Below are 20421 nucleotides of genomic sequence, written 5' to 3'. Positions count from 1 at the left end.
ATGGTTGCGAAAGATGGAGACGGCCGTGGAGTACGGGAGCATCGAGCGCGAGCTGCACATCGACGCCTCTCCCGAGGTGGTGTTCGAAGTGCTCAGCAGCCCCGAGCACATCCGGGACTGGTGGAGCGCCGAGACCGCGTTCGAGTCGGCCGCCGGTGCGACGGGCCGGCTCACGTGGACGGACCAGGACACCGGCGGTCACCAGTCCGCGCCGTTCACGGTCGTGGCGGCCGACCCGCCCCGGCTGTTTTCGTTCCGCTGGACGTACGACGAGGCGGAGCTGGGGGCGGAGGGAGCCGGTCCGGGCAACTCGCTGCTGGTGACCTTCGAGCTCGTCCCCACCGGGGAGGGGACCACGGTCCGCTTCCGCGAGAGCGGCTACCGCGAGCGGGGCTGGGAGGCCGCCGTGCTGGAAGCCCACTACAACGACCACCGCCGGGGCTGGGACTTCTACCTGCCGCGCCTGGTCGCGGCGGCCGACCGGCTGGCGGCCGCGCGATGAGCACCGCGATCGACGACGACCTCTGGTCCGCGATAGGCGACCCGACCCGGCGCCGCATGATCGACCTGCTGCTGGCCGAGGGCCGGGGGACCGCGACGAGCCTCAGCGCGCACCTGCCGGTGAGCAGGCAGGCGGTCACCAAGCACCTGGCCGTGCTCGACCGGGTCGGACTGGTCCGGCACGAGCCGTCGGGACGGGAGAAGCGCTACGAGGTGGACGAGGCACAGCTGGCCCGTGCCGTGGCACAGCTGAACTCCGTCGGCGATATGTGGGACGGGCGGCTGCGGCGCATCAAGAGCATCGCCGAGGCGGTCCAACGATCCAGGGATTCGGGGAAGTAACACCGCGAAGTGAGGAGAACGAGATGGTGGACATCCTGCACCGGGTGGGCATCACGGCGCCCCCGGAGAAGGTCTACGAGGCGCTCACCACGGTCGGGGGACTGGCCGCGTGGTGGACGACCGACACGAGCGGGAGCGGCGACGACGTCCTGGAGTTCCGGTTCGGCGACGTCGGCGGCTTCGACATGAAGGTTCTCGACCTGCAACCGAACGCACGGGTGCTGTGGGAGGTGACCGACGGGCCCGCCGAGTGGGTCGGGACCACCGTGAGCTTCGAGCTGACCCGGGACGGCGAGTGGACGATCCTCATGTTCACGCACGCCGGCTGGCGCGAACCGGTCGAGTTCATGAACCACTGCAGCACGAAGTGGGCGATCTTCCTGATGAGCCTGAAGGCCCTGCTGGAGACGGGCACCGGCGCTCCGCACCCGCGGGACGTACAGATCAGCAACTGGCACTGACACCTTGCCGGGGGCGGGCCCGGGCCGGCCGGCTCGGGCCCGCCCCCGGGCTCATGCGTACTTCCCGGCGAACCAGGACGCCGCCGCCCGGGTGTGGAGGGGGAAGGCCAGGACCGACGGGGTGCGCAGGACGTGCCAGCCAGTGGTCTCGTCCGTCGGCTTCGAGGCGGGGAGGTCGGCGGTCGGCCGGGGCGGGAGGAGGCCGAAGAGCAGGAGGTGGCCCGCCGGGGAGCTGAGGGCGTCGGCCAGGGTGACCTCAGAGGCGGGGGCGGTGATGCCGGTCTCCTCGAAGAGTTCCCGGACGACCGCGTCGCGCCAGTCCTCGCCGAAGTCGATGAAGCCGCCGGGGAGGGCGACGCCGCCGAGGGCCGGTTCGATGGTGCGGGTGATGACCACGAGACCGGTACCGTCCTCGTCCTCGACGGGGAGGAGGGTGACGGCCACCGGGAGCGGGTTGCGGTAGGCGGTCGCTCCGCAGGCCGCGCAGGTGCGGGGCCACGCAGGGGTGGTGTACGTCGCTCCGCAGGTGGAGCAGTGCGAGTCCTTCAGGTGTGCCGGCATCCGGCGATGGTATGCCAAGGGGTATGCGGAAGACGGCTGTTGCGGGACTGCTCGCGGTGCTGGTCGGCGGGGCGGCGGCGCCGGACGGGTTCGCGGTGCTGCGCGAGGTGGATCCGAGCATCGGGCAGGACATGCGGTACGCCGGTGCGCGGAATTTCACCGGCGGGACGGTGGACGGGTACGAGGAGCCGGAGTGCCTGCTCGCGCGGCCCGCGGCCGAGGCGTTGCGGCGGGCGCAGCGGCGGCTGCTGCGGCGCGGCTACGCGCTGCGGGTGTACGACTGCTACCGGCCGCAGCGGGCGGTCGACCGGTTCGTGCGGTGGGCGAATGCGCAGGACGGCCCGGGCGACGAAGAGGCGAAGCGGGAGTTCTATCCGAATGTGGAGCGGCGCCGGCTGATTCCCGACGGGTACATCGCGGAGAGGTCCGGGCACAGCCGCGGGAGCACGGTGGACGTGACCCTGGTGGAACTCCCGGGCCGGGAGGTCGACATGGGAACGGCCTTCGATTTCTTCGATCCGCTCTCGCACACCGACGATCCGCGGGTCACCGGCGCCGCCCGCGCCAACCGGCAGTTGCTGAAGCGGGTGCTGGGCGAGCAGGGGTTCGTGAACCTTCCCGAGGAATGGTGGCATTTCACGTACAGGCCGGAGGCGTATCCCGACACGTATTTCGACTTCCCCGTCGCTGTCGCCTCCGTCCGGCGGTGAGTACCGTGCGCGCATGACTTTCAGCTCGTACGAGGAATTCTGGCCGTACTACGTCGCGATGCACTCGCGCGCCGCCACCCGCTGGGTCCATCTCACCGGCACGCTCACCGGTCTGGCCGTGACCGCCTACGGGCTGGCGCGCGGCCGCAGGCGCTGTCTCGCCGCCCTGCCCCTGATCGGGTACGGGACCGCATGGCCCGCGCACTTCCTGATCGAGGGGAACAATCCGGCGACCTTCGGACATCCGGGATGGTCGCTGCGCGGGGACGCACAGATGATCCGGATGATGCTGGCCGGGCGGGACGCGGAGCTGGGCGAGATCGCCCGGAAGTGGCTCGCCGAGAACGGGTGCCCCTGAGCGGCCACCCGTGACAGACTTCTGACGATCCGTCAGAAGTTCTGCATGGGAGGGATCTTGGCACGCACACGCACACCCGTCGTGAGCGGGTGGTTCACTCAGTCCGGGCCGGACGGCGGCTTCCGGCTGCTCGGCACCCGGTGCTCGGCCTGCACCGCGGTGTTCTTCCCGCGCGAGGACGGCCACTGCCGCAATCCGCACTGCAGCGGCGACGGCGAGCTCGCCGAGGTGCCGCTGTCCCCGCGGGGCCGGGTCTGGTCCTACACCGACGGGCGCTACCGGCCGCCCGCGCCGTACGTGTCCGACCCGGACGCGCCCTGGGAGCCGTACACGCTGGTCGCGGTCGAACTGGAGGCCGAGGGGATGGTCGTGCTGGGGCAGACCGTGCCCGGGGTGGGGGTCGCCGATCTCGCGGTCGGGATGGAGGTCGAGGTGGTCGGGGGCGTGCTCGACGAGGACGCCGGGGACGTGCGCACCACCTGGCGGTTCCGGCCGGTCGGAGGTGCCGGGTGAGCGCCGACATCGCCGTCCTGGGGGCCGGTATGCACCCCTGGGGCAAATGGGGCCGGAGTTTCGTCGAGTACGGGCGGGTCGCCGCGCGGTCGGCCCTGGCCGACGCCGGCCTGGAATGGACGGACGTGCAGTCGATCGTCGGCGCCGACACCGTGCGCTCCGGCTACCCCGGCTACGTGGCCGGCGCCACCTTCGCCCGGGCCCTCGGCTGGCAGGGCGCGCGGGTGACCAGCGTCTACGCGGCCTGCGCGTCCGGCGCCCAGGCGATCGGGGCGGCCCGCGCGCAGATCCTGGCCGGGCTGGCCGACGTGGTTCTCGTGGTGGGCGCGGACGCCGCGCCCAAGGGGTTCTTCGCCCCGGCGGGCGGCGACCGGCCCGACGATCCGGACTGGCTGCGGTTCCGCGTGCTGGGCGCCACCAACCCGGCGTACTTCGCGCTGTACGCCCGCCGCCGGATGGCCCTGCACGGGGACACCCTGGAGGACTTCGCGCAGGTCAAGGTGAAGAACGCGGCGGCCGGGGTGCTCAATCCGCATGCCCGCTACCGCAGACACGTCACCGGCGAGGAGGTCGCGGCCTCGGCCGTGGTCGCCGATCCGCTCCGGCTGCTCGACATCTGCGCCACGTCCGACGGGGGCGCGGCCCTGGTGCTCACCAGCATGGACTTCGCGCGTTCGCGCGGGGTGGCCGATCCGGTGCGGATCCGGGCGGTGTCGACGGTGACCCCCACCTATCCGCGGACGGTGCTGGATCTGCCGGACATCGCCACCGACTCGGCGGTGGCCATGGCGCCGGCGGCCGGATCCTTCCGGTCCTCGATCGCGCGCGCCGCCTACGAGGAGGCGGGGCTCGGCCCGGACGACCTCTCGCTCGCCGAGGTGTACGACCTGTCCACGGCCCTCGAACTGGAGTGGTACGAGGACATCGGACTGTGCGGGGAGGGTGAGGGGGCGAAGCTCGTACGGGAGGGGGCGACCGCCCTGGGCGGCCGGATCCCGGTCAACACCAGTGGCGGGCTGGCCTCCTTCGGGGAGGCGGTACCGGCGCAGGCCATCGCGCAGGTATGCGAGCTGACCTGGCAGTTGCGCGGTACGGCCGGGGACCGGCAGGTGCCCGGTGCGCGGGCGGGGATCACCGCCAATCAGGGGCTGTTCGGCCACGGGTCGGCCGTCGTCGCGGTGCGCTGAACAGCCGGTGTTGTCCGAACGCTTGACGGCCCCCCGCGGCAGGTTCACACTCGCTCCACAGTCCCGCACCGCAACCGGGACCACGAACCCCCCGTGAGAGCTGCGGCCCGTACCCCAGTCGGCGGGGGTACGGGTCGCCTCCATGTCACGCAGCCTCGTACGGCGGCCGGGTCAGGCCCCCGCCGAGAGGCTCCGGCGCCGCTCGCGCGCCAGGGACATCGCGTGCTCCACGACACCCACCAGCACGTCCTTCACGGATTCCCGGTCCCGCGCGTCGCAGAGCAGCACCGGCACCCCGGGATCGAGGTCGAGTGCCGTCCGTACGGTCACCACGGGGTGCCGGTCGGCTCCGTCGAAGCAGTTGACCGCGACCACGAACGGGATCGCGCGCCGCTCGAAGTAGTCGATGGCGGCGAAGCAGTCGGCGAGGCGGCGGGTGTCCGCGAGGACCACGGCACCGAGCGACCCCTGCGCCAGCTCGTCCCACAGGAACCAGAAGCGGTCCTGTCCGGGCGTGCCGAACAGGTACAGCACCAGGTCCTCGCGGAGCGTGATGCGCCCGAAGTCCATGGCCACGGTCGTGGTGCTCTTGCCCTCCACTCCCCCGGTGTCGTCGACACCGACGCCCGGCTCGGAGAGCCGTTCCTCGGTGCGCAGGGGTCTGATTTCGCTCACCGCGCTGACCAGGGTGGTTTTGCCCACCCCGAAGCCGCCCGCGACCAGGATCTTCAAGGTCAGCGGCTCGACCGGCGACACCGCGTGCATGGCACCGGTGCGGCTAAAGCGCCCGAAGGCCATCGATCACCTCACGCAGAATGGATTCATCGGGCAGTTCGGCCGGTGGTACCGGCCTGGTCACGTGGACCAGTTCCTCATCGACCAGGTCGCCGATCAGGACGCGGACGACCCCGACGGCGAGGTCGAGATCGGCCGCGAGTTCGGCGACCGACTGCGGTCGGCCCCGGCACAGCCCGAGGATGTGGGCGTGTTCCGGGGAAAGGGTCATGTCCCAGACCGGATCGTCGGCCGCCGCTTCGGCGACGACGAGCGCGATCAGGTCGAGGCGGTGCTGGCCCGCATGGCTGGTCCGGCCGCGGGTCATCGCGTACGGGCGGACGACGGGGCCCGCGTCGTCGTCGAACCAGTGCGCGTGGTCGGGATCGGGGTCGGGGTCCGGGTAGGACGGATCGACGGGGAAGCCGGCGGGAATGTCGGCAGGGTGGTCCTGGCCTGAATCGCTCATGCCTTACGACTCACCCTCCGGCTGGCAGCCCGGTGCGCGGGGCGGTCGCCAGGTGGTCGCCGACACGCTTGACCATGAGCGTCATCTCGTACGCCACCTGCCCGACGTCGGAGTCGGCGTCGGCCAGGACGGCCAGGCAGCTGCCGTCGCCCGCCGCCATGACGAAGAGGAATGCCTCGTCGAGCTCGACGACGGTCTGGCGGACCCGGCCGGACTCGAAGTGCCGGCCGACGCCCTTGGCCAGGCTGTGGAAGCCGGAGGCGACGGCAGCCAGGTGCTCACTGTCCTCGCGGGTCAGGTCCTTGGAGCTGCCTGTGGGCAGGCCGTCGCCGGACAGGACCACCGCCTTGCGGATGGAACCCACCCGGTCGACGAGCTCGTCGAGGAGCCAGTTGAGCGGGCCGGAGCCGCGGCCCCTGGTGTCGTTGCCGGTCTGCGGTGCGGTCATCGACCGTCCCCTTCGTTCTCGTTCGCGGGACCGTCGGCGGCGGGTGTGCCTGCCTCGGTCTCGGACTTCTGCTGTGCGTGCTGGTTGCGGCCCGCCGTCCAGCCACGCTGGAGTGCGGACATGCGCGTACGTACGTCGTCCGCGTCGCGGTCGGCCACCTGGTCAGTGGCGGCCTCGGCGGGTGCGGCCGACGGGCTGTTCTTGAGCTGGGGCGCCAGGCTGGCCTGGCGGACCCGGCGGGGCAGCCCGCCGATGCCGGGGCCGGGTGCGGCGGCTGTGTCATCGGATCCGGCCGGGGAGGCCGGGGTGGGCTGCGGGACCACGGACACCGGGCGGGGCTCCACCCGGCGGCCGTGTTCGGCGACCAGAGTCGGGGTCGGGCGGCGGCGCGGCAGCGGTACGGCTCCCTGCGGGCGGGGGCCGTCCGGACGCGGGGCCTCCACCCGTTGGGTGTCGAGCCGGACGGGGCCGGTGGGGGCGAGCGGGTCACGGTCGCCCTTGCGGGCGCCGTGGCGCTCGGCGTGCCGGTCGGTGTGCGGTCGGTCCGCCGGTCGCAGGCCCAGGAGGGCGCTGCGCGGGGTGCCGTTCGGCGGGGTCTCGTCGTCGAGCGTCGCCATGACCGGGCGGCCGGCGGCGCCGGTGCGGCTCGTGATGGCCGTGGGGGCGTCGTCGATCACCGCCGGGTCGTCCAGGGCGTCGAGCCGGTCCAGGCCGCCGTCCACGAGCGGGGCCTCCAGCTCGACGGGGCCGCGCAGTTCGGCGGCGGGCAGCGGACGGCCGGACGGCGCGCGCTCCATGGCGGCGGGCGCGGGCCGGTCGGAGGCGGTCCTGCCGAGGTGGCCGGCCTTCTCGGACCGGACCGGCTTGGCGGCGGCCCGGGTCCCGTCGAACCGGGCGCCCGAGCCGTTGGTCTCGGGAGCCTCGGTCAGCACGGACACCGGAAGGAAGAGCACCGCGGTGGTGCCCCCGTACGGGCTGGGCTGGAGGACGACCTTGACGTTGTGGCGCTGCGCGAGGCGGCTGACGACGAACAGGCCGAGGCGGTCGGTGTCGGAGAGTTCGAACTCGGGGGTCTCGGCGAGCCGGAGGTTCGCGTCGAGCAGGGCCTCCGGGGTCATGCCGAGGCCGCGGTCGTGGATCTCCAGGGTGAAGCCGTTGGCGACGCGCTCGCCGTGCACCTGGACCGCCGTGTGCGGCGGCGAGAACACGGTGGCGTTCTCCAGGAGTTCGGCGATCAGGTGGGTGATGTCGGCGACGGCCGGGCCGACGATGCCCAGGCGCGTGAGGCGCCGTACCTCGATGCGCTCGTAGTCCTCGACCTCGGCGACGGCGGCCCGTACGACGTCCATCAGCTGGACGGGCTTGCGCCACTGGCGGGAGGGCGCGGCGCCGGAGAGGATCACCAGGCCCTCGGCGTGCCGGCGCATGCGGGTGGTCATGTGGTCGAGGCGGAAGAGGTCGGCGAGCTCCTCGGTGTCCTCGGTACGGCGTTCCATGGTGTCGAGGAGGGTCAGCTGGCGGTGCAGCAGCACCTGGTTGCGGCGGGCCAGGTTGACGAACACCTCGGAGACGCCGCGACGCAGGTCGGCCTGCTTGACGGCGGCCTCGACGGCGGCGCGCTGGAGGGTGTTGAGGGCCTGGCCGACCTGGCCGACCTCGTCCTTCTCGTACTCGAGGTGGGGCGCCTCGGTCTCGACGTCCACGTGCTCGCCCGCGGCGAGGCGGCGCATCACGCTGGGCAGCCGGACGCCGGAGGCCTCGTGGGCCTCCTTGCGGAGCCGGGACAGGTCGCGGACCAGGTCGCGGCCGATGCGTACGGAGAGGATCAGCGAGACGATCAGGGCGAGGAAGCCGAGGATGCCGGCCGCGGCGGCCTGGACCATGACGTCCATGGCGACGGGCTCGATGCGCTCCTGGTAGCGGTTGCCGGCTTGGGTGTTCATGCCCGCCAGGTCGTCCAGGACCTTGGAGGATGCCTCGTCCCACTGGGCGGAGGTGAGGGTGCGCGGCTTGTTGACCGCGCCGCCGGATATGAAGCGTTCCTCGGCGTCGCGCAGGGGCTTGGTCTCGGGGTCCTTCCAGTACTGCTCGAAGCTCTCCCGGTCCTCGGCCGGGAGGGTCACGAGGTTGAACTCGTAGAGCAGCGTGCGGTTGGCGGCGAAGTCGGAGACGCGGCGGACGTCGCCGGCGGTGATGTTGCGCGCGGCGAGGGCGGAGGCGACGACGGCGTCCTCGCGGGAGAGCAGTTCGCGGGCGCGGCTGATGCCGACGAGGGCGCGGCCCTCCTTGTCGACCTCGACGTTGTCCAGGCCGTGGAGGTTCATCAGGAAGTCGTAGCAGGGGTCGACCAGGCGGTTGTAGAGGTCCAGGGCCTGGGTAGGGTCGAGGGCGTTCTGGTCGACGGAGCGGCGCATGGAGCCGATGCCGTGGAAGGCGGAGACGATCGAGCGCAGGCGCTGGGCGCTCTGCGGGCTGAGCTCGTCGATGACCTTGGGGTCGCGGGCGCTGACGCTGATCTTCTCGACGGCCTCGTCGGTTTCGGCGCGGCGCTTGGTGAGTTCGGCGGTGGCGGTGGCGGCCCGGGGGTCGCCGAGGACGACGAGGGTCTGGCGCCGTTCCTTCTGGATGACGCGCGCGACGTCCTCGATCGGGTAGCCGACCTTGTCGATGATGTAGGCCACGTCGAAGAGTTGGACGGCCTCACGGCCGGTGATGACCGTGGCGAAGCCCCAGAGGGCGGTCAGGGAGACGAGCGGCACAAGGAGCAACGCCACGATCTTCCGGCGGATGGACTTCCCGCGAAAGCGCATGGCCTCCCCAGCCTCCCCCAGGTCAACCCCGTTACCGGGGGTCGGTGTTCCGTCATTTAAACGGCGTGAGCCTACTACTGCTGCGGAGCAGCTTCGAAGGGGTGTCCGGACGTTTTCGGCCTGACCCCCGGGCGAAGATCACCAGTTGTCCGACACTTCCGGTCAAGTGCGGCCCGATATGTGGCAGATGACACTCGCTGAGGCGTCGGTTCCTGCAACCCGATGGATGGCTGGAATTGTTCGTTCCGCGATCATTCCGGGCTCGTGAAGGCATCCGCGATCCGGGAATCTCTCGGCACCGCCGAACGTCTTTCTGTTCGAGGGGGCACGTCGGAGCGGGCGTGGTGGGTAGACGTGTGGAGTGGACGTGACGAACGGGTATGGCGGACCGCGCGTTGGGGAGTGAGCGGACCATGAGCAGTGACAAGGACGGTGGGGCGGGTGCGGGCACCCGCGCTGCGGGGCGGGGGCTGTGGGTCGAGGAGCCGGCCCGGCGGCACCGGATGCCGGACCCGGTGCGGACCTCCGCGGTGCGGGCGGTGCTGATCGTGTCCGTGACGCTGACGCAGGCGACGATCGCGTTCTTCCTGACGCTGGCCGGGTCCTGGCTGGGCCTTCCGATGGCGCTCGGCGCGATAGCGGGCACGATCGTCGCCACCTGGGGCGTGCTGGACGTGTTGATCACCCGGCAGGCGTGGAACCAGCGGTACGGGGTCCTGTCGGAGCCGAGCAGCACGGCGCGCAGGCGGCGCCGTGAGACCCGCCGGGCGCCCCGGGCCGCCCGGGAGCCCGCCGCGGGCCGAATACCCCGCGAGGACGGCCCCCTGGCGGCCTCCGGGCGCTGATCCGCGCGCTCATGGCCTCGTGGCGGTGTCCTCGGGGCGCCGTCCCCGTGTGTCCCGGCCCGGTCCAGCGGGCCGGGACGCACGAGGAGGCGCGGGGGCGCGTCTCAGGATTCGACGCTGCGGCGGAACATCCGGGTGGCCGTGATCTCGCCGTGGATGGTCTCCGCCTCCGTGGACTGCTGCGGCAGGCCCGGGCGCAGGTGCTCCTCCACACTGATGTACTTCAGGCCGGCCCGCAGGTCCGCGTCGTTGCGCAGGCGGATCACCAGCGGGAACTCGGCGAGGGCGGTCGTGTCGAACAGACCGGTCGTGTACAGCAGTTGGACGCCGAGCGCGTCGGAGACGGCCCGCTGGAGCTCCAGCAGGTACGTGGCGTTCGCGCGGCCGATCGGGTTGTCGAGGAAGAGCGTGCCCGCGTGGCGGTGCTTGTCGCGGCCGCGGTCGTTGCTGCGCAGCGCGGCCATCGTGCAGTACAGCGCGATCGCCGCGGTCAGCAGCTGCCCGCCGGAGAACACGTCGCCCATCTGCCCCACCGGCACCCGCTCGGCGCGCAGCACCGCGTCCGGCTTGAGGATCTCCACGGAGATGCCCTTGGGCTCCAGGGCCGCCTGGACACCCCTGAGCAGCAGGGACATGCCGTCACGGCGGCCCTCGCCGAAGGAGGCGGTGCTGTTCTTCTTCACGGCCGCGCGCGTCGCCTCGTCGATGACCTCGCCGAGCCGCTCGGTGAGGGTGGCCTGGTCGGGCTCCTCGAAGCGGATCCGCAGGAACTCCTGGCCCGACCATTCGCCGAGGCCCTCCGGCAGCTGCGAGAGCCGCTGCGCCGAGCGGAGCGTGGCCAGGGCCGATTCGACGAGCCCGCGCAGGCGGTCGACGATGCTGTCGCGGTTGCGCTCCAGCTGCGCGAGTTCGTCGGTGAGGACGCGCAGCCGGGGGGCGAAGGCCGCCGCCCAGGCCGCCGCGTGCTCGGGCAGGGCGGAGGCGGGCAGTTCGCGGATCTGCTGGCGCGCGGGGGTGCGTACCTGCTCGTAGCGGGTGGCGTTGGCGTGCCGGACCAGGATGTCGCTCGCCTCGCGCACCGCGGACTCGGCGGCCGAGAGGTCGGCCGCACAGCCGCGCAGGGAGCGGCGGGCCTCGGCGGCCGACTGGCGGGCCTCCTCCAGGGTGCCGGCGTGCGGCACCGGCTCCTGCTCGTCGTCCTGGTGGGTGTGGTCGCGCAGCAGGTCCCGCAGCAGCGCCGCGGTCTCGTCGAAGCCGCCGGCGCCGTCCTCGGCGGCGCGGTGGGCGCGCAGCAGGTCCGCGTGGGCGGCCCGGGCGTTCTCCACGGCCGCGCTGTGGGCGGCGAGCTGGGCGGTGGCCGTGCGCAGTAGGGCCTGGGCCTGTTCGACGTCCGCGGGGACGAGCTCCTCGGGGAGTTCGGTGTGCGCCTCCCCCTCGGCGGGTGCGTGCCGTTCGGCCTCGCCGCGCAAGCGGCCGAGCTGCTCGCTGGCAGTGGACGCGCGGGTCTCCAGCATCTGTACGAGGGCCTCGGCTCGGGCGGCCGCGGCCTGCCGGGAGGGGCCGTCGGCGCCGTCGGTGCCTTCGAGGAGCTGGGCGGCCCGGGTGCGGACCTTGTTGGTGAGGCGGTCGAGTTCGGCCAGGGCGGCGCTCTCGTCGCTCTCGGCGCGGGCCTGTTCGGCGCGCAGGTCGGCGCCGACGCCGACCTTCTCGTAGAGCTGGGAGGCGGCGCGGTAGGCCTCGCGCAGGTCGGGCAGCGGCGCACGCGGGCCGTCGCCGTCGCCCTCGGGCAGCTGGTCGGGGGCGCCGGCGATCTCGGCACGTTCGGCGCGCAGGGCGCGGGCGGTGCGGCGGGCGTCGTCGGCGGCGCGCTGGGCGGCGCGACGGTCCTCGTCGGCGGCGCGCGCCCGGTCCAGGCACACCTCGGCGCGGGCCTCGGACTCGGCGGCGTCGTCGGCGAGTTCGCGGAGCCTGGCCTGCCAGCCGGCGCGCTCGCGCAGCCGGAAGGCGAGCCCGGCGAGGGCGTCGGCGACGCGGCGGGCCCGCTGGGCGGTGTCCTGGCGCTCCTCGCGGACCCGGGACGCGTCGGCCGCGGCCTCGTCGGCCTCGGCGCGTACGGTACGGGCCTCCGCGAGCTCGGCGTCGGCCTCCTCGGCGAACATCCGGGCGGCGGCGGCCGCTTCGGCGAGTTCGGTCAGGCGGCCGGGCGGGCAGCCGGTGCGCCAGGAGGCGAGGCGGGCGGCGAGTTCGCGGTCACCGCCGAGGCGGGCCGCGAGGTCGCGGATCTCGGTGTCTCGGGCGGCGGCGCGGGCGCGCAGCGCCTGCCGCTCCTCGTCGGCGGCGCCCTCGTCGTGCATGGCCGGGTTCGGCGGCACGAGGAACACCCCGGAGTCGGATCCGTCGCCGGCCGGCGGCAGCGGGGCGAGCAGGGCGGCGGCCGTGCCGACGGCGACGGTGGAGCGGGGCAGCAGGGCGGCGCCGGAGAGGACCTCGCGGGCCCGGCCGTGGGTGTCGGGGTCGGTGATGACGACGCCGTCGACGAGTTCGGGGCGGGCGGCGAGGACGGCGGCGTGGTCGGCGGGGTCCACGGACTGGGCGAGGTAGCGCCAGCCGGGGAGGGCGGGAATGCCGTGCTCGCCGAGGTACTCGACGGTGGCGAGGACGTCGGGGCCGGGCGGCAGCAGGCCTCCGTCACCGAGCGCGCCGAGGATGCGGGCGTCGTCGGCGGCCGCGGTGCGCAGGTCGAAGAGCTGGCGTTCGGCGGAGGCGACCCCGTCGGTGAGCAGTTGGCGCAGGTCGTCGGCGTTCCGGTCGAGGTCGGCGACCGTGAGCCCGCCGCCTCCGGTGGTTTCGGGACGGCCGGCGGGCCCGGCCTGGGCGGCCTGCGCGCCGGATCCCGCGTGGGGGCCGGGGGTACCGCTCTGCGTGCGCGGGTGGGGCAGGAAGGAGGCGGGCACCGGGGGGAGGCCCAGGAGGGCCGCCAGGCGGGGGGATTCGGCGAGGGAGGCCGCGGCCCGGTGCTCCGCGTCGTGGGAGGCCTCGGCCGCGTCGGCGGCGTCCGCCGCGCGGGCGGCCGTGAGCTCGGCGCGGGATTCCGCGGCGGCGGCCTCGCGGGCGGCCTCGGCGGCGGAACGGGCGGCTTCGCGGGACTCGTCCCAGGCGGCCACTGCGGTCTTCTCGGCGTCGGTGGCGGCGAGGGCCGCGCGGGCCGGGTCGGCGTCGGGGGCGGTGTCGTCGAGCCAGCCGGCGCGGACGGCCTCGGCGGTCTCCTGCTGGACCTCGGCCAGCCGCGAGCGCAGGTGCTCGGCCTCGCTCCGGGCCCGCTGGGCGGCCGTGGCCGCGGCGGTGGCGTCGCGGTGGGCGGCCTCGCCGGTGTCCTGGAGGACGGCGGAGCGCTCCTCCTCCTCGTTGGCGAGCCGCTCGCCGTGCTCGGCGGCGGTGTGCAGGGCCCGCACCAGCTCACCGGCCGCCGTGGCGCGCGCGGCCAGCGCCGGGGCGGCGTCCCGCTCGGCCTCCAGGATCGCGGCGGCGACCCGGGCGGAGCGGTCGGCGGCCGCGCGGTGGCGCAGCACGTTCTCGGCGGCCTGCCACGCGGAGTGCAGCGTGCGGGCCTCGAGGAGCTCGCGGCGCTGGGCGGCGGCGGCCTTGTCGGCGACGGTCAGCGCCAGCGAGGCGTGCCGGTAGGCCAGTTCGGCGGAGACGGCGGCGCTGCGGGTGCGTGCGGATTCCGCGGCGGTGACCTGGTGGGCGGCGCCGGTGACCTGCTGGGCGAGGTCGGCGGCCCGGCCGCGCTCCTCGGCGGCGCGGGCGGACAGCCGCCGGGCGAGGGTGCGCGTACGGCGTTCCGCGCCCGCGTGGACGTCGCGCAGCCGGGCGCGGGCCTGGGCGGCCTCGACGATGCGGGTGAGCAGGTCCACCGAGCCGGCGGTGAAGTCCCGTTCGGCCATCAGCTCGGCGCGGCGGCCGAGCTTGTTGCCGAAGCCGTGGACGAGGTCGGCGAGGCCGTCCGTGTCGCGGGTGTCGGTGACGGCGCGCAGCAGGAGGTCGGTGAAGTCGGAGTCCTTCTTGACGGCGAAGAGGCCGGCCGCCTCGCCCTCGTCGGCGTTCATCTCGCGCTGGTAGCGGAAGAGTTCGGGGTCGAGGCCGAGCTCGGTGAGGTGCTCGTTCCAGCGGTCGTGGATCTCCTCGAAGTACACCTCCAGGTGCGGGTACGCCTTGCCCGCCTCGGTGAGGGCGTCGCGGAAGCCCTTCATCGTGCGGCGGCGGCCCTGGGCCCCGGAGGCGCCCTCGACGGGCGGGCGTACGGAGGTGGCCTCGGCGACGGGCAGGCTGTCGAGGCTCAGGCCCGGGCCGGGGCGGAAGGAGTACCAGGCCTCGGCGAACTTGCGCGGGTCGTTGGAGACCTGGCGGCCGCGCCATTCGCTGACCTTGCCGACGACCACGCACTCGCCGGTCCGGGTGTGCTGCCATTCCAGGGCGACGTGGCCGCAGTCGTCGGCGAGCAGGAACTTGCGCAGGACGCCGGAGCTGGCGCCGCCGAGGGTGTTGCGGTGGCCCGGGAGCATCACCGAGAAGATCAGCTTGAGGAGGACGGACTTGCCGCCGCCGTTCTCCAGGAAGAGCACGCCGGCGGGCGCGGGGCGGCGCGGCGGTCCGGTGGGCTCGTCCTCGAAGAATTCCGCCTGGGTCGGCGCCGGGTGGGGCACCGGCTCGCCGACTCCGCGCAGGTCGAGCACGGTGTCGGCGTAGCGCGCACCGGCGGGCCCGATGGAGTAGAGGCGGATCCGGGACAGCTCGTACATGGCGGCGGACTCTCGTGGTGTCTTGGTGAGGCAGGACGTACGGGGATCAGTACTCGGTGATCAGCACTCGGGGCCGGGAGCCGGGCCCGGCGCTCAGGCGTGGAACGGGAGCCCGGCGTCGGCGGCCAGGTCCAGGTCGTCGCCCTCGGGCGGCGGCAGCAGGGTCGCGGAGCCGTCGCTGACGGGCACCACGCCCAGCTCCAGGAGCTCGGCCATCGCCGCGCTGCCCGCCATGTCACGGACCTGGAGCTGGTAGCGGGGGGTGGTGCGGTAGGTGCCGCCGGCCTCGTCCCCGGTGCGCTGGAGGAAACCGGAGTCGGTGAGGAAGGCGGCCGCCTTGCCGACGATGCCCGTGGTGGAACCGGCGAGGCGGCGGGCGTCCTTGGTGGCACCGGTCGCGCTGCGCCGGGAGTAGACGCGCCAGGCGGCCTCCAGGCCGGGGGCGTCGGACGCCGGGTCGGTGTTCTCGCCGAGTTCCTCGGCGCGCTCCTCCAGGCGGCGGCAGGTCTGCCGGACGAAGGCGTCGACGCCGTTGACGGTGATGCGGCCGATGTAGCCGTCGTCGGCGAGGTCCTCGGGGCGCGGGAAGGCCAGGGCGGCGACGGCGAGGTGGGCGAGGCCGTGCAGGAAGCGGTCGGCGGAGTCGGCGGCGGTGCGCCGGGCGTAGTCGCCCATCCGGACGGCGAAGACGGAGTCCTCGCCGGCGGCCACGGCCATGCCGGCCCGCGGGGACACCTCCAGCACGACGAGGCCGAGACCGGTGGCGACGGCGTCGGCGAGGCGGCCGAAGGCGGGCTCCTCGCGGTAGCGGCGCAGCAGCTCCGCGTACTCGGCGTCCCGGGCGGGGAGCAGCTTGGGCTGGAGCCCGAAGGCGACGAGCCGGGCCGCGTCGGCGGCGTCGGCGGGGGTCACCGCCCCGGCGGGGGCGGGCGCGGGGGCCGACGGCGCGTCGGGCTCGCTCCACGCGGGGTGCTCGGCGTGGTGGTCGCTCACGGGTACGTCTCCTCGGCGGTACGGGCTGTACGGGTCGTACGGGTGACAAGGGCGGGATGTGTGGTGCCGCGTGACGGTGCGGCGGCGGTCGGCCGATTCAGCCTCGCCGGATTTGGCCGAGCCCGGCCTGTCCGACGCCCGGTCGGCGCAGGGGCGGTCACGACGCCTCCGCGCGGTCGGCCGCCATGCCGGCTGCGTCCAGGAGGGCGGTGCCGACGATGAGGTCGGCGCCGCCGAACTCGGGGTCGTCGAGCTGCGTGCCGTCGTCCACCGCGAAGAGCAGGCGCTCCTCCCCCTGCCGGTAGGCCGTGCCGACGGCCGGGCTCGCCGCGTGGACGGCCAGCAGGGCGACCAGGTACGGCAGGTCCGGATCGCTGCGGCGGGCCTGCGCGAGGAGCCCGGAGAGCCGTCGCGGTGCGTCGTGCGGGAGGTCCAGGAGCTCCATCGCGGCGGCGAGCTGCTCCTCGCTGAAGCGGCTGTCGTCCGGGGTCGCGATGAGATCCGGCTCGGGCATCTCCGCGCCGAGGTGCTCGCGCTCCACCGGCGGGGTGAGCAGGATCTCGACCAGGTCGGCCACCCGCACCGAGACGGGCGTGCGCATGCCGGCGCCGGCGGCGAAGAAGGCGGCGGTCACCCGGCCCGCCTGCTCCAGGGGCAGCGGCAGGATCGGGGCGACGAGCTGGCCGTACAGGTCGATGCCGGAGCGCGGCGCCGGGGCCGCGAAGGCCTGGCGGTCCTGTTCGGCACGGAACAGCGGGCCGGCGTCCAGCAGCCGGGACTGGAGCTGGGTGTGCCGGCGGATGCAGTCCTTGACGATGTCGACGAGCTCGGCCGCGCGTCGCTTGTTCTCCGGCTCCTCCGCCTCGTCGCGCGCCTTGCGGATGTTGGTGAGGATCGCGTTCTCGTGGCGGTAGCGGTCGGCGACGTGGTCCAGGGCCTCGGCGATCATGTCGGGCACGGCCTGAAGCCAGTCCACCGCCCGGACGTTGCGGCGCGTCGCGTCCAGCGTGCGGCGCAGGGTCTCGGCGTACTGGACGGTCCGGTAGCGGGCCTGCTCGGCGGCGAGCTGGGCGTCCGCCAGCCGTCCGCGGCTGATCAGCACCTCCAGCTTGACCTCGGCGGCGATCTGGGCGCTGGTGACGTCCGTGTCGAGGGCGCCGACCAGCACGTTGACGGCCTCGTCGGTGGTGCGCAGGTAGACCGCGCCGCCGTAGCCGGGGACCTCTTCGATCAGCTTGAAGTCGTAGTCCCGGCGCACGTAGACGCCGTCGGGGCCGAAGGTGCCGTAGATCGCGCGGAATCCGCGGTCCACGCTGCCGACGTTGATCAGGTTCTCCAGCACCCAGCGGGCCACCCGCTCGTGCTCGGCCGCCGGGCGGGACGGGGCCTGGGCCGCGACGCGCGGCAGCAGTCTGGCCACTATCTGCTCGTGGTCGGCGCCCGTGTCGAAGTCCATGTTGAGTGTGACCAGGTCGATCGCGGCCAGCGCGACCTCCGCCATCGCGTAGACCCCGTACTCGCCCGCCAGATTGGCCTTGCGTACGTCGAGGTCGTGCAGCGGGGCGGTGCAGGCGAGGGCGCGCAGCCGCCGGGCCAGGCCCTCGTCGGCGGCCGGGCCCGGCGCCGGGGACGGAAGGGTCTTCGCCGGGGCAGGGAGAGTCACGGACAAAGACTAGGTCCTGTTGCTGACAACATCCCAAACGGCATGGTTCGGCCGGATCGTCCCGGCCCTCATCCGATGTCGCATCCGATGTCGCATCGGATGCCGCGCCCGGCCCGGAACCGGTGGCCCGGACCCCGTGGCCCGGCCGCCCGCTGCTCTACGCTCGGCGCATGGATTCCATGATCGCATCCTCCCCCGTGATCGACCTCAACGCCGACCTCGGCGAGGGCTTCGGGCGCTGGACGCTCACCGACGACGAGGCCCTGCTCTCCGTCGTGACGAGCGCCAACGTGGCCTGCGGCTTCCACGCCGGGGACCCGTCCATCATGCGCCGGGTCTGCGAGCTGGCCGCGGAGCGGGGCGTACGGATCGGCGCGCAGGTGTCCTACCGCGATCTGGCCGGCTTCGGGCGGCGCGCCATGGACGTGCCGCCCGGTGAACTCGCCGACGAGGTGGCCTACCAGATCGGCGCCCTGGAGGTGTTCGCGCGCGCGGCCGGCTCCCGGGTGTCCTATGTGAAACCCCACGGTGCGCTCTACAACCGCACCGTGCACGACGCCGACCAGGCCGCCGCCGTGGTCGCGGGCGTCCGGCTGGCGGCCGGGTCCGGTGCCACCGGGGGCCTGCCCGTGCTGGGGCTGCCCGGGTCGCTGCTGCTCGCCGCCGCCGGGGAGGCCGGGCTCGCCCCCGTACCGGAGGCCTTCGCCGACCGTGCCTACACGCCGGCCGGGACGCTGGTCCCGCGCGGCGAGCCGGGCGCGGTGCTGCACGACCCGGACGCGGTGGTGGCGCGGGCCGTCCGGATGGCCGCCGAGGGGTCGGTGACGGCCGCGGGCGGGGCCGCGGTCGAGGTGGCCGCACGCTCGCTGTGCCTGCACGGGGACACACCGGGGGCGGCCGTTCTCGCCCGCCGGGTCCGGGAGGCGCTGGGCGCGGCCGGGGTCCGGGTGGAGGCCTTCGCGTGAGGACCCTCGTGGTGGGCGGCGAGGGGCTGCTGATCGAGCTGGACTCGGCGGAGGAGGTCGCCGCGCTCCACGCCGAGCTGCTGCGCCGCCGGGACGCGGGCGAGCTGGGGCCCGTACGGGACCTCGTGCCGGCCGCGCGGACCGTCCTGCTGGACGGGGTGCGGGACCCGGCCGCGCTGGGTGCCCGGATCGCCCGGTGGGAGGTGCCGCCGCTCGCGCGGACGGACGGGCCGCTGGTCACCGTGCCGGTGCGGTACGACGGCCCGGACCTGGTGGAGGTGGCCCGGCTGTGGGGGGTGGCCCCTCAGGAGGTCCCGGGGATCGTCGGCGCCACCGTCTTCCGCGTGGCCTTCTGCGGTTTCGCGCCGGGCTTCGGCTACCTGACGGGGCTGCCGGAGCGTTTCCGCCTCCCCCGCCGGGACACGCCCCGTACGGCCGTCCCGGCGGGCTCGCTGGCGCTGGCCGGGGAGTACGCGGGGGTGTACCCGCGCTCCTCCCCCGGCGGCTGGCAGCTGATCGGCACCACGGACGCGGTGCTCTGGGACCCGGAGCGCGAACCGGCGGCGCTCTTCGCGCCCGGGGTCCGGGTGCGGTTCACGGAGGAGGACGGCCGTGGCTGAGGGGCTCCTGGTGGTGCGTCCGGGGGCGCTGACCACGGTCCAGGACCGGGGGCGTCCGGGATACGCGCACCTGGGGGTCCCGCACTCGGGAGCCCTCGACACGGCGGCGTACGCGCTGGCCAACCGGCTGCTCGGCAACCCGCCGGACGCGGCGGCGCTGGAGACGACCCTGGACGGGGTCGGGCTGCGGGCCCTGGCTGCGACGGTCGTGGCGGTCACGGGCGCGCCCTGTCCGGTACGGATCTCCGGGCGCCCGGTGGCCTGGGGAGCGCCGGTCCGGCTCCCGGCCGGCGCGGAGCTGGAGGTGGGCCGTGCGGAGTCGGGAGTGCGCAGCTACGTCGCGGTGCGGGGAGGCCTGAGCGTCCCGCCGGTCCTGGGCAGTCGCTCCACGGACCTGTTGTCGGGGCTGGGCCCCCCGGTCCTGTCGGCCGGGATGCTGCTGCCGGTGGCTCCGGCGGGCCCGGATCCGGCTCCGGCTCCGGCTGCGGATGCCTGCGGGCTGCCCGGGGCGCCTTCGGAGCTGCTGCTCCCGCTGCGGCTCGGGCCGCGGGCGGACTGGTTCACGGAGGCGTCACTCGCCGGGCTGTGGCGTGCGGCGTTCCGGGTGTCGGCGATGTCGAACCGGATCGGGCTGCGCACGGAGGCGGGCCCCGCGCTGGTCCGCGCCCGGGCGGGCGAGCTGCCGAGCGAAGGCATGGTGCTGGGCGCGGTCCAGGTACCGCCGGACGGGCTGCCGGTGGTGTTCCTGGCCGATCACCCGGTGACGGGCGGCTATCCCGTGGTGGGCGTGGTCCCGCCGGGCCCGGCCCTGGACGCGGCGGCGCAGGCCCGGCCGGGGATCCCGGTCAGGTTCGTGCGGGCCCGGTGAAACGTTTTCGGGGGCTGCGGCCAAGTACGGGGTGAGGGGACCGACCGGGTCCCCTGTGCAGGGGAGGAACCGGGTGCGCAGCCCACGACACGAGACCGGGCCGCCGGATCTCACCACGCCCGAGGGGTTCGGGGCGTTCTACGAGGAACACGTCGACGCCGTACTCGGCTTCGTCACGCGGCGGGTCGCCGACCCGCACGTGGCGGCGGACCTGACGGCCGACATCTTCCTCGCCGCGATGGGATCGGCCAGCGGCTACCGGCCCGGCAGGGGAGCGCCGGTCGCCTGGCTGTTCGGAATAGCCCGCAACGTCCTGTCGGGCCACGCCCGCGGGCTGGCCCGCGAGAGCGGGGCGCTGGCGCGGCTGAGCGGGCGGCGCCTGCTCGACGACGAGGACGTGGCGGCGCTGGAGGAGCGGATCGACGCCCAGCGCGCCACTCGGTGGCTTCCCTCCACTGCGCGGCCGAGGCCTTCGTCCTCCCGAGATTCCACATGGCGTGCGCGGTCCCCCAGGAGCTGCCAGCGGCTTCATGG

The 20421-nt window shown here is 74.3% G+C and carries 20 protein-coding genes; 12 read left to right on the top strand and 8 right to left on the bottom strand.

Annotation, left to right across the window (positions count from 1 at the left end):
- The first annotated feature begins 13 nt into the window (after positions 1–13).
- Genes ACWGE1_RS25590 through ACWGE1_RS25580 form a run of 3 tightly spaced genes read left to right on the top strand, consistent with a single transcriptional unit; the run spans position 14 to position 1304 of the window.
- On the top strand, positions 14–502 hold the full coding sequence (locus tag ACWGE1_RS25590) for an SRPBCC domain-containing protein (protein WP_453422828.1): 489 nt from the start codon (positions 14–16) through the stop codon (positions 500–502).
- On the top strand, positions 499–843 hold the full coding sequence (locus tag ACWGE1_RS25585) for an ArsR/SmtB family transcription factor (RefSeq protein WP_453422827.1): 345 nt from the start codon (positions 499–501) through the stop codon (positions 841–843). Before ACWGE1_RS25590 ends, ACWGE1_RS25585 begins: the two co-directional genes overlap by 4 nt.
- Before the next feature lie 23 nt (positions 844–866).
- Complete coding sequence (locus tag ACWGE1_RS25580; RefSeq protein WP_453422826.1) at positions 867–1304, top strand: SRPBCC family protein; 438 nt, start codon at positions 867–869, stop codon at positions 1302–1304.
- A gap of 51 nt (positions 1305–1355) precedes the next feature.
- Here the strand turns inward: ACWGE1_RS25580 and ACWGE1_RS25575 are convergent, their stop codons facing one another.
- Positions 1356–1865 (bottom strand): NUDIX domain-containing protein, encoded by a 510-nt coding sequence (locus tag ACWGE1_RS25575; RefSeq protein ID WP_453422825.1) that lies wholly within the window; start codon positions 1863–1865, stop codon positions 1356–1358.
- A 23-nt stretch (positions 1866–1888) separates the two neighbouring features.
- Here ACWGE1_RS25575 and ACWGE1_RS25570 point away from each other — a divergent pair, with 23 nt between their 5' ends.
- Genes ACWGE1_RS25570 through ACWGE1_RS25555 form a run of 4 tightly spaced genes read left to right on the top strand, consistent with a single transcriptional unit; the run spans position 1889 to position 4633 of the window.
- Positions 1889–2575, top strand: a complete 687-nt coding sequence (locus ACWGE1_RS25570) for a M15 family metallopeptidase (protein WP_453422824.1) — start codon at positions 1889–1891, stop codon at positions 2573–2575.
- Positions 2576–2588: 13 nt separating this feature from the next.
- Entirely contained in the window at positions 2589–2933 is a 345-nt protein-coding gene (locus ACWGE1_RS25565) for an Mpo1-like protein (RefSeq protein ID WP_453422823.1), read from the top strand.
- A gap of 57 nt (positions 2934–2990) precedes the next feature.
- Complete coding sequence (locus tag ACWGE1_RS25560; RefSeq protein WP_453422822.1) at positions 2991–3446, top strand: Zn-ribbon domain-containing OB-fold protein; 456 nt, start codon at positions 2991–2993, stop codon at positions 3444–3446.
- On the top strand, positions 3443–4633 hold the full coding sequence (locus tag ACWGE1_RS25555) for a lipid-transfer protein (protein ID WP_453422821.1): 1191 nt from the start codon (positions 3443–3445) through the stop codon (positions 4631–4633). The genes ACWGE1_RS25560 and ACWGE1_RS25555 overlap by 4 nt, the downstream gene beginning before the upstream one ends.
- 171 nt (positions 4634–4804) lie before the next feature.
- On the opposite strand, the gene ACWGE1_RS25550 is transcribed toward ACWGE1_RS25555, so the two are convergent.
- The 4 genes from ACWGE1_RS25550 to ACWGE1_RS25535 are packed head-to-tail and all read right to left on the bottom strand — an operon-like array spanning position 4805 to position 9134.
- Positions 4805–5431, bottom strand: coding sequence for a GTP-binding protein (locus tag ACWGE1_RS25550; RefSeq protein ID WP_030016310.1), 627 nt, complete (start codon positions 5429–5431; stop codon positions 4805–4807).
- The gene (locus ACWGE1_RS25545; RefSeq protein WP_453422836.1) at positions 5412–5843 is read right to left on the bottom strand and encodes a DUF742 domain-containing protein; all 432 of its coding nucleotides are present in this window, start codon (positions 5841–5843) and stop codon (positions 5412–5414) included. Before ACWGE1_RS25545 ends, ACWGE1_RS25550 begins: the two co-directional genes overlap by 20 nt.
- Before the next feature lie 43 nt (positions 5844–5886).
- Positions 5887–6324, bottom strand: a complete 438-nt coding sequence (locus tag ACWGE1_RS25540) for a roadblock/LC7 domain-containing protein (RefSeq protein ID WP_382550371.1) — start codon at positions 6322–6324, stop codon at positions 5887–5889.
- Entirely contained in the window at positions 6321–9134 is a 2814-nt protein-coding gene (locus ACWGE1_RS25535; protein ID WP_453422820.1) for a nitrate- and nitrite sensing domain-containing protein, read from the bottom strand. The genes ACWGE1_RS25540 and ACWGE1_RS25535 overlap by 4 nt, the downstream gene beginning before the upstream one ends.
- A 413-nt stretch (positions 9135–9547) precedes the next feature.
- Between ACWGE1_RS25535 and ACWGE1_RS25530 the strand changes: the two genes are divergently transcribed.
- Positions 9548–9979: a hypothetical protein gene (locus ACWGE1_RS25530; RefSeq protein ID WP_453422819.1), complete on the top strand. Its 432-nt coding sequence runs from the start codon at positions 9548–9550 to the stop codon at positions 9977–9979.
- Positions 9980–10083: 104 nt separating this feature from the next.
- On the opposite strand, the gene ACWGE1_RS25525 is transcribed toward ACWGE1_RS25530, so the two are convergent.
- From ACWGE1_RS25525 to ACWGE1_RS25515, 3 genes are all read right to left on the bottom strand, one after another.
- A complete protein-coding gene (locus ACWGE1_RS25525; RefSeq protein ID WP_453422818.1) occupies positions 10084–14778 on the bottom strand; it encodes a hypothetical protein in 4695 nt (1564 codons plus the stop codon).
- Between the two features lie 93 nt (positions 14779–14871).
- Entirely contained in the window at positions 14872–15771 is a 900-nt protein-coding gene (locus tag ACWGE1_RS25520) for a hypothetical protein (RefSeq protein WP_453422817.1), read from the bottom strand.
- A 157-nt stretch (positions 15772–15928) separates the two neighbouring features.
- Complete coding sequence (locus tag ACWGE1_RS25515; RefSeq protein ID WP_453422816.1) at positions 15929–17434, bottom strand: hypothetical protein; 1506 nt, start codon at positions 17432–17434, stop codon at positions 15929–15931.
- A gap of 197 nt (positions 17435–17631) precedes the next feature.
- Here ACWGE1_RS25515 and ACWGE1_RS25510 point away from each other — a divergent pair, with 197 nt between their 5' ends.
- From ACWGE1_RS25510 to ACWGE1_RS25495, 4 genes are all read left to right on the top strand, one after another.
- Complete coding sequence (locus ACWGE1_RS25510; protein ID WP_453422835.1) at positions 17632–18399, top strand: LamB/YcsF family protein; 768 nt, start codon at positions 17632–17634, stop codon at positions 18397–18399.
- The gene (locus tag ACWGE1_RS25505; protein ID WP_453422815.1) at positions 18396–19019 is read left to right on the top strand and encodes a 5-oxoprolinase subunit B family protein; all 624 of its coding nucleotides are present in this window, start codon (positions 18396–18398) and stop codon (positions 19017–19019) included. Before ACWGE1_RS25510 ends, ACWGE1_RS25505 begins: the two co-directional genes overlap by 4 nt.
- Positions 19012–19887, top strand: a complete 876-nt coding sequence (locus ACWGE1_RS25500; RefSeq protein WP_453422814.1) for a 5-oxoprolinase subunit C family protein — start codon at positions 19012–19014, stop codon at positions 19885–19887. The genes ACWGE1_RS25505 and ACWGE1_RS25500 overlap by 8 nt, the downstream gene beginning before the upstream one ends.
- Before the next feature lie 73 nt (positions 19888–19960).
- On the top strand, positions 19961–20421 hold a 461-nt coding region (locus ACWGE1_RS25495; RefSeq protein ID WP_453422813.1), incomplete at its 3' end, for an RNA polymerase sigma factor.

The organism is Streptomyces sp. NPDC054932, from assembly GCF_053610205.1.
Note: the sequence above shows the minus strand (reverse complement) of the source record. Positions and strands in the feature narration are given on the sequence as shown.

Excerpts from the sequence above, each read along its gene's own strand:
- ACWGE1_RS25590 (WP_453422828.1), top strand. The coding sequence starts at position 14 with ATGGAGACGGCCGTGGAGTACGGGAGCATCGAGCGCGAGCTGCACATC.
- ACWGE1_RS25585 (WP_453422827.1), top strand. The coding sequence starts at position 499 with ATGAGCACCGCGATCGACGACGACCTCTGGTCCGCGATAGGCGACCCG.
- ACWGE1_RS25580 (WP_453422826.1), top strand. The coding sequence starts at position 867 with ATGGTGGACATCCTGCACCGGGTGGGCATCACGGCGCCCCCGGAGAAG.
- ACWGE1_RS25575 (WP_453422825.1), bottom strand. The coding sequence starts at position 1,865 with ATGCCGGCACACCTGAAGGACTCGCACTGCTCCACCTGCGGAGCGACG.
- ACWGE1_RS25570 (WP_453422824.1), top strand. The coding sequence starts at position 1,889 with ATGCGGAAGACGGCTGTTGCGGGACTGCTCGCGGTGCTGGTCGGCGGG.
- ACWGE1_RS25565 (WP_453422823.1), top strand. The coding sequence starts at position 2,589 with ATGACTTTCAGCTCGTACGAGGAATTCTGGCCGTACTACGTCGCGATG.
- ACWGE1_RS25550 (WP_030016310.1), bottom strand. The coding sequence starts at position 5,431 with ATGGCCTTCGGGCGCTTTAGCCGCACCGGTGCCATGCACGCGGTGTCG.
- ACWGE1_RS25540 (WP_382550371.1), bottom strand. The coding sequence starts at position 6,324 with ATGACCGCACCGCAGACCGGCAACGACACCAGGGGCCGCGGCTCCGGC.
- ACWGE1_RS25535 (WP_453422820.1), bottom strand. The coding sequence starts at position 9,134 with ATGCGCTTTCGCGGGAAGTCCATCCGCCGGAAGATCGTGGCGTTGCTC.
- ACWGE1_RS25530 (WP_453422819.1), top strand. The coding sequence starts at position 9,548 with ATGAGCAGTGACAAGGACGGTGGGGCGGGTGCGGGCACCCGCGCTGCG.
- ACWGE1_RS25525 (WP_453422818.1), bottom strand. The coding sequence starts at position 14,778 with ATGTACGAGCTGTCCCGGATCCGCCTCTACTCCATCGGGCCCGCCGGT.